The following is a 7,452-nucleotide window of genomic DNA, read 5'->3' as shown; positions in this document are numbered from 1 at the left end:
GTCGATCCGTTTCAGCCGCGTCAGCTCGGCAACGGTGCCGTCGGCCATCAGCCGCTGTCCGGATGCGAGCGCGTGGCCCGAGGCGATCCAGCCGCCGGTCCGCACCGCACTCATCACGCTTTCGCGCAGGTGAGGCGGCGCCACGAGGATACCGAGCGCAAGGCCGGGCGCGACCTTCTTGGACAGGCTGTCGAGCACGATGCAGCGGTCCGGCCCGAGCGCGGCCAGCGGCGTGTCGTCGGCGAGGAAGCCGTAGACGGTGTCCTCGATGATGGTGAGATCGAGCTTCTCGGCGACGCGCATGATGTCGGCGCGTCGCGTCGCGTTCATGGTGACGCCGAGCGGGTTCTGGATGATGGGCTGGAGATACAGCGCCGACAGATGCGCCTCGCGATGCGCCTTCTGGATGGCGTCGGGCCGCGCGCCGTGCTCGTCCATGGGAATCGGGACCAGCGTCACGCCTAACCGCGCGGCGATGCTCTTGACGTAAGGGTATGTCAGCGCCTCGACGCCGCAGCGGCCGCCGGTCGGGACGAGCGCTGCGAGCGCGGCTGCAAGCGACTGCTTGCCGTTGGCGGTGAAGACGATCTGCTCGGCCTGCGGCGCGAAATCCTTGCGCGCGAGATAGGCGGCCGCGGCATTGCGTGCGCTCTTGGTGCCGGTGCTGGTCGAGACGCGCAACGCGGATTCGAGCGCGTCGACGCGCTCCAGCCCTGCAAGGCTCTTGGCGATCATCGCCCATTGCTGCGGCAGCAGCGGATAATTGACCTCGAAATCGATCCGCGCATCGCGCGGCTCGCTCAAGGCCTCGACCTCGCGCCTGATGTCGCCGGAGATGAAGGTGCCGCGACCGACCTCGCCGACGACGAGCCCACGACGGAGCAACTCCGTATAAACCCGGCTCGCGGTCGAGACCGCAATGCCACGGTCATAGGCAAAATTGCGCTGCGGCGGCAGCCGATCGCCGGGCCTTAACGTGCCGTTAGCGATATCGACGGCAATGGCATCGGCAAGCTTCACGTACTCGAACTTGGACATTATTGCACCGAGAGCAATGTTTTACTTGCTCCGAGTAGTGTACTGGAGCATTTAAGTTCCATCAAGTTCCGCGATTGAGCCGAGGAGAGCGAGAGCAATCCGACGGCAATGAGGTGCAAGCGCTCGTAGCGTCTGCGCCAACGGCATCGGCTTCGCCGCGTGGGACGACTGCCGGAGAAGAAAAATGACCCTGATCTCACAAACTGCCGGGCGGAGCTTGCGCCCATCCTCATCGAGCGGGTTTTTCAGCACGCTCGCCAGTGCCGCCTACGCGCTGTTCGACCGCCTCGAGCGCCGCTCCGCCGTCAAGACATTGAACGAGCTCGACGACCGCGCCCTGCGCGACATCGGCATCACCCGCAGCCAGATCGAGGACGCGGTGTACGGGCAGTTCAAGGCCGAGCTGACGCGGTATCTGTGAGGCACGTGTCCCGGACGCGCTGCAGCGCTCTTGGCGTTGCTGCGCAGCCGGGACCCGGGAAGTCAGGGCTCGCTGATGCATGGGCCCCGGCTCTGCAGCGCACCGTCGCTGGACGACGCTGTTCTGCGTCCGGGGCGCGAGAGCGGTGTTGGGCGCTCAACTGTCTCAACATCGTCATTGCGAGCGCAGCGACTTGTCCGCCGAAGCCTCGGCCAAGGCGGAAGCAATCCAGAATCCCTCCGCGGTGGCAGTCTGGATTGCTTCGTCGCAAGGTCTCCTCGCAATGACGGAGTGTGGGTGACAGCGATGGGTAGAGCGAAGCGAAACCCATCAACACTTCCTTCGTTGAAAGATGATGGGTTTCGCAAGTGCTCTACCCATCCTACGTCTCCCGGACACACCTTCGCGTCCTCGCGGCTCAATTCGCCCGAGCTTTGCTTCATCGCTTCACCCTCAATTGAAAGAGGGCGCAGGGAAGACCGGGCGCCGGCTGGCACCCGCGGTCCACTGTGCGAAAGGCAGTAGCGAAATCTGCACAGCGGCATACAGGTGAAGCCAAACAACCGGCCTTCCCTGCGCAGTGGTTTGACGGCTTATGTCGTGCTCTCCCCGGGGAGCGATGCACTATTGCCCCCGTCGCCTTGCGGATGATCGATGCGCGTGCCCGGTCGGGCCGCCACATCACCGCTGAGACTTGACGCACAGACCCCGGGCGTCAGGACCACACGATTTTGCCGTACGCCGATCACACCGGTCGTGTGCGCGAGGTGTTTCGCTCACGGTTCTCCGCCCTGCGAAGCTCTTCGCGCCGATGCAACTAGCGTCCACCGCCGTCCGGCCCGCGTTCGTGACGATCGCGATACGCCCCTCTTCCTTGGGCCGGGCTGCCGCGACACATACGACATTTCCGAATTTCGGTAAAGTGGAATATCTTTCGCTGTGTGGATTGACCGACCCATGGCGTGTTTTGCCAGTCGGGCAACGCAAGGGATTGTACCTTGTAGCCCGAGCGGAGGGAGCGCAATCCGGGCGACCAGAATCGCGTTGGAGATGGAGACCTAAAGCGGCGCCGACAGTCCCGGCGAGGTCAGCCAATTGTTGACCTCTCCGGCAATATCGATCTGGTGGGCTTTTCGCAAAAGCTCCGTGCGGCGGATACCAGCGGGCATCCCTTTGGCCTGCTGACGAAGGTTGAGTGCCTCTTGCGCCAGGCGGTATTCGAATGTCGATGATGGTTCTGGGGGGCGTCGAGCCGGCATTTTGATGCTCCGCTGCAGGGTTGAGCGGGAGCGCAACTCGCGTTCACACCACCGATAGATGCTAAGGGCCGCTCGGCGGTAACGAGACAATGCGCCGTTGTCTGCTGAATAGCGAGGGCTTTGTTTCGTTCCGCGCAGGAACTATCGGCAAACTGCCCAGGTTGCCGCTGATTGGGCAAACGCATCATCGCTTGAAGTGCCGTTTGAACGATCAACGCGGATCGTTCTAAACTCCGTAGGTCCATCAAGCAGGGGAATTGGAGCGCGACGTTCAAAACACGCCCGCGGTTGGTGAAACTCAGCAACCGCGGCAAATATTCTTAAGCTTCGCGGTGGTTCGGGCTTCTTCCGCAAGAAACGGATCCTTGTAGCCCGACGATGAGTCGATGCCTGGTTTCGGCGGGTTTGCTTGCTTCGGAGGAAATGCCGCATCGTAACAGGAGAGGCGGGCGCCGGTGCTTTCGATCGCGCGGCAGTTCGGCTCCGCGGCGAAAGCTGCCGGCGTGAAGGTGCCCAGTGCCGATGCCAGCAAAAGCGCCGCGGTCCTTGTCCCTGTTCGAGCCGTCTTCATGTTCAACACTCCATCGCTACTTGGATCTACTCGCCCAAGTCGGACGCTCGCCGGTCCAGGCCGGAAGAGCATCCCATTCGGACCAGCGCATCCTTCGCTCCTCATCTCCGACCCTTACGAAAACAAAGGGAGCATCGTCCCGACCTGTTCTCGAACCCACGAAGATCGCCGGAACACCGTAGGCATCTCTGATGATTGCTGTGTTTGCCATTCCCGCCTCCTGTCTCTGCTCGCGCCTTGGCTTGAGTCTTGGCGCAAAGAGCCGCGCCTGCCCGTTGGTGCAGGGCAATTGAACGGATCTGCCGCTAAAGAACGGCCACGATCGCGATCAGCAGCACGAGGAAGATAGGCACCAATAACGGTGGAACGAGCCACTCACGAATGTCGAATTTGACTAAATCGGACATCTGACCGCCTTCTTTCGTTTAAGGCGGGAGCGCGATGCTCTCAGTCACCGATAACAGCCAAGAAGCGCGCGGTGATGCCAACCCTGTAGCACCTACCTCGTCAATTAGCGAGGTCAATCTCGTCCGGTTTGCGCGCAATTGACCGGGACGAGCGGCTCACACGAGTTCATCGGTCCACACCTTGAAGCTGATGAGCTCGCTTGGTCCGAAAGTTTGAACAATCGGAACATCCGCCGCGTCGCGGCCTTGGGCGATCAGGACACGGCCGATCCGCGGAGCGTTGTTGCGTGCATCGAAGGTGTACCAGCGCCCCCCAAGGTAGGCATCGAACCAACCTGCAAAGTCGCCGGGGGCGTGGGGCGCCGGAATGCCGATATCGCCTAGATAGCCGGTGCAGTAGCGCGCCGGAATGTTCATGCAGCGGCAGAACGCGATGGCAAGATGCGCATAGTCCCGGCAGACGCCCTTTCGCTCGTTGAAGACCTCCCACGCCGTCATGGTCGCCCGCGCGTGCTCGTATCCAAACGCGATGTGATCGTGAACGAAATTGCAGATCGCCTGGACGCGCGGCCAGCCGGGCGCCGTTTTCTCGAACAGCTTCCATGCGATGTCGGAAAGCCGATCTGTCTCGCAATACCGGCTGCCGAGTAAATAGAGGATGGTGTCCGATGGAAGATCTTCTACTGCGTGCTGCGCAGCTGAAGGCACGATCACATCAGGCAAGCCGCTATCGCGCACTGTCCCGTCAGCAGAAAGGCGCATACGGCCAGGGGGCGCAACGATCCGGCTGCACCAGTTCCCGAAGCTGTCGCGGTAGGGCGTGATCGGAACAGAAGGCGAGGTGATGAGGTGATCCGGTACAACAACATCGGATGCCCGCGTGAAATGCGTCCCGACCATCGCGATCAATGGCGTGACCTGCTGGAAGTCGTAGACCATTTCGAAGCCGACACGGATTTGCATGCTTAGACCTGACTCCAACGGCAGTGACTGGAATTGGCCGCGGGATGAGTCGCGTTGGCTCGAACTCAGATCGGCGTCGCTGCGAGAGTTCGGTCTGCGTCGTCGCTGAAGAGCAAATGGCTACGCAGCTGGCCGAATGCAATGCCAGGTGCCGCTATGCCCGCCTGCTTTGCCAAGCCAATTGTAATCGCTTCCACATTGTAACCCGGATGAGCGAAGCGACATCCGGGATTCTCGCCATGAGCGGCCCCGGATGTCGCTTCCGCCTTCGCTCTCCGAGCTACGGCGGACAAGTCGCTCACCCGGGCTACGGAAATGCCGGAGAGTTGAGTTCAGTGCCTGACCACCAGCACCGAGCACTTCGCATAACGCACGACGTGCCCGGCGTTGGAGCCGAGGAAATAGGTGCGCATCGCCGGCCGGTGCGAGGTCATCACGATCAAATCGGCCTTCATGTGCGCGGCTTCCTCCAGAATCTCGTGGTAGATGCCGCCCTGGCGCACCACGCTGGAGATCCGCGCTTGCTCGATGCCGGATTCGCGCGCGACGATGGCGAGCGCCTCTTCCGAGGTCTGGCGCTGCTGCTCGTCGAAATCGGCCGGCACGTATTCGGCCAGCATCACCGGCGTCATCGGCAGCACGTTGAGCAGGCGCACCATGCCGCTCCAGGTCTGCGACAGCGTTGCCGCCGTCGCGAGCGCCGGCTTGGCCAGATCGGTGTCGGCGAGGTCGATGGGCACGAGGATGGACTTGAACATCTGCGCCTCCAAATCTTCCAGTCAGCACGTCTTGTCGGCACGTCGCGCGGTCATCCCGATCGAAGCAGCTTGGGGCTGGTGAACAGCACCAGCTTGCCGCGGCGGTAGGCCACGTCACCCCAATCCTTGACGTCAAAGTCGAAGATCGCAAGCCCCGAGGTGGGCAGATTGTCGGCGAGCGCCCTGGCGCCGGCGGGATCGCCGCCGCCCATCAGCATGAGCGCGGCCTCGTGCATGCCGGGATTATGGGCGACCAGCAGCAGCTGCTTCGGGTCGGCCGGGGCCGTTGCAGTGCGAATGGAGTCCAGGATCTGCGCGGGATCGGCGCCATAGAGTTCCGGCAGGATCTCGACCTGCGGCGCCGGGACGCGGTCCTTCATCGCCTCCCAGGCGATGTCCCAGGTCTGCCGGGCCCGGACGGCGTGCGACACCAGCACGGTATCGGGGAAGGGCGGATGGGTGGCGATCCAGTCGCCGAGCTGCGCAGCATCCCTGTGGCCGCGGTCGTCGAGCCGGCGGTCCTGGTCACGGCCGCTCGGCGCGTCAGTCTCTGTCTTGGCGTGACGCAGCAACATCAAACGGCGCATGGCATTCTCGAATCGTTCCACATCCAGAATAAGCTACAGGCGCCGGTTGAGGGCAAGGTGACAGGCGCCCGCTTGGTATAAAGCACCCTGAGATTAGAACGAATCGTCATCGCGCTTTAGGTCGTTATTTTGAGCATGATCTCGGCGCAAACCCGATTTCCCGGTTTGTAATCACGGAAAACCGCTGCACACTTTTCGGGTTCATGCTCTAAGAAACGACATGAGCGAGACTTTCACAAGCGTGTCCCAGGAAGAAGCCGGCCTTCGCGACCGCACGCGGCTGACGTTTGAACTCGACGCCGACATCTGCGTCATCGGTGCGGGGCTTGCCGGGCTCACCATTGCGCTGGAGGCGGCCCGGCTCGGCGCCAGCGTCGCGGTGCTGGAGGGGCGCCACATCGGCTGGAACGCGTCCGGCAACCAGCTCGGCGCCGTCATGCCGGGTTTTGCTCTGCCGCTCGCCGACCTGATCGAGCGCATCGGCTTCGAGGATGCGCGTGAATTGTGGGGGTTGTCGAAGGAGGGCGCCGAGTTCGTCCGGGCCAACGCCACGGAAGAGAACATGCCGGGAATTGCCCGGAGCGACGGTGTGCTGGAGGTCTCCAACGTCGATGCCGGCGACCGGCTGATCAGCCGGTTGCAGATGCTGAACGAGGATTTCGACACCGAGGTCGAGGGTTGGCAGGTCGATCGCGTCCGCGAGGTGCTCAAGACCGATCGCTACTTTCACGGCGTGTATTATCCGAAGGCGTTCCAGCTCGACGGCCGCAAATATGTGCACGGCCTTGCTGCGCTGGCACGGCGGGCAGGCGCCCGCATCTTCGAGGACACGCCCGTCGTCAGTATCGATCATTCCGGCATCCGCAAACGCATCGTCACGCCCTCGGCGCGGCTGCGCGCAACCCATATCGTGCTCGCGGGCAACATTCATCTCGGCGCGCCCTTGAGGCGCCTGTCGGAGACGCTGCTACCGGTCTGGCGCTATGCCGGAATCACCGCGCCGCTCGGTGAGCGGGTGCACGAGCTCATCGCCTTCAAGGGATCGGTGATGGATTCCGACGGCGTCGATCATTTCCGCATCGTCGACGGCGACCGGCTGATGTGGGAGAGCCCGGAGACCACTTGGGCCGCGCGTCCGCAGCGCTTTGCAGGCGCTGTCAGGCGGCGGATCCGTACGATCTTCCCGGCGCTCGGCAATGTCGAGATCACCGAGACGTTCGGCGGCGCCACCGGCCAGACCGTGCACGGCATGCCGCAGATCGGCCAGTTGCGCAAAGGCCTGTGGGTGGCGAGCGGGTTCGGCCGCCAGGGCATGAACACCTCGGCCATGGCCGGGCAGATGATCGCCCGCAGCATCCTGTGGGGTGACGAGCGCTGGAAGCTGTTCTCGCCGTTCGAGTTGGTCTGGGCCGGCGGCGCCACCGGGCGGGTGGCCGGTCAGCTGGTCG

Annotated in this window: 8 protein-coding genes; 2 read left to right on the top strand and 6 right to left on the bottom strand. The window is 63.1% G+C overall.

The window, feature by feature from the left end; translation table 11 throughout:
• Nucleotides 1–1,038, bottom strand: a 1,038-nt coding sequence (locus tag MOV74_RS26260; RefSeq protein ID WP_246929259.1) for a PLP-dependent aminotransferase family protein, incomplete at its 3' end; no start/stop codon positions are given.
• Nucleotides 1,039–1,222: 184 nt separating this feature from the next.
• On the opposite strand from MOV74_RS26260, the gene MOV74_RS26255 reads away from it, so the two are divergent.
• Nucleotides 1,223–1,459, top strand: coding sequence for a DUF1127 domain-containing protein (locus MOV74_RS26255; protein WP_246929258.1), 237 nt, complete (start codon nucleotides 1,223–1,225; stop codon nucleotides 1,457–1,459).
• 1,058 nt (nucleotides 1,460–2,517) lie between these two features.
• Here the strand turns inward: MOV74_RS26255 and MOV74_RS26250 are convergent.
• From MOV74_RS26250 to MOV74_RS26230, 5 genes are all read right to left on the bottom strand, one after another.
• Complete coding sequence (locus tag MOV74_RS26250; protein ID WP_246929257.1) at nucleotides 2,518–2,718, bottom strand: hypothetical protein; 201 nt, start codon at nucleotides 2,716–2,718, stop codon at nucleotides 2,518–2,520.
• A gap of 298 nt (nucleotides 2,719–3,016) precedes the next feature.
• Nucleotides 3,017–3,289 (bottom strand): type VI secretion protein, encoded by a 273-nt coding sequence (locus MOV74_RS26245; RefSeq protein WP_246929260.1) that lies wholly within the window; start codon nucleotides 3,287–3,289, stop codon nucleotides 3,017–3,019.
• Nucleotides 3,290–3,852: 563 nt separating this feature from the next.
• Nucleotides 3,853–4,659: a transglutaminase family protein gene (locus tag MOV74_RS26240; protein WP_246929256.1), complete on the bottom strand. Its 807-nt coding sequence runs from the start codon at nucleotides 4,657–4,659 to the stop codon at nucleotides 3,853–3,855.
• A gap of 332 nt (nucleotides 4,660–4,991) precedes the next feature.
• The gene (locus MOV74_RS26235; protein WP_246929255.1) at nucleotides 4,992–5,417 is read right to left on the bottom strand and encodes a universal stress protein; all 426 of its coding nucleotides are present in this window, start codon (nucleotides 5,415–5,417) and stop codon (nucleotides 4,992–4,994) included.
• A 50-nt stretch (nucleotides 5,418–5,467) separates the two neighbouring features.
• A complete protein-coding gene (locus MOV74_RS26230) occupies nucleotides 5,468–6,004 on the bottom strand; it encodes a histidine phosphatase family protein (RefSeq protein ID WP_246929254.1) in 537 nt (178 codons plus the stop codon).
• A 220-nt stretch (nucleotides 6,005–6,224) separates the two neighbouring features.
• Between MOV74_RS26230 and MOV74_RS26225 the strand changes: the two genes are divergently transcribed.
• Nucleotides 6,225–7,452: FAD-binding oxidoreductase (locus MOV74_RS26225; RefSeq protein ID WP_246929253.1), on the top strand; the 1,228-nt coding region annotated here is incomplete at its 3' end.

Origin of the sequence: Bradyrhizobium sp. SHOUNA76 (assembly GCF_023006445.1) — a bacterium.
Taxonomy (GTDB): domain Bacteria; phylum Pseudomonadota; class Alphaproteobacteria; order Rhizobiales; family Xanthobacteraceae; genus Bradyrhizobium.
The sequence above is the reverse complement of the archived record's forward strand: the minus strand, read 5'-3'. Positions and strand labels throughout refer to the sequence as shown.

Coding starts and splice junctions, on each gene's coding strand:
- MOV74_RS26255 (WP_246929258.1), top strand. CDS start 1,223: ATGACCCTGATCTCACAAACTGCCGGGCGGAGCTTGCGCCCATCCTCA.
- MOV74_RS26250 (WP_246929257.1), bottom strand. CDS start 2,718: ATGCCGGCTCGACGCCCCCCAGAACCATCATCGACATTCGAATACCGC.
- MOV74_RS26245 (WP_246929260.1), bottom strand. CDS start 3,289: ATGAAGACGGCTCGAACAGGGACAAGGACCGCGGCGCTTTTGCTGGCA.
- MOV74_RS26240 (WP_246929256.1), bottom strand. CDS start 4,659: ATGCAAATCCGTGTCGGCTTCGAAATGGTCTACGACTTCCAGCAGGTC.
- MOV74_RS26235 (WP_246929255.1), bottom strand. CDS start 5,417: ATGTTCAAGTCCATCCTCGTGCCCATCGACCTCGCCGACACCGATCTG.
- MOV74_RS26230 (WP_246929254.1), bottom strand. CDS start 6,004: ATGCGCCGTTTGATGTTGCTGCGTCACGCCAAGACAGAGACTGACGCG.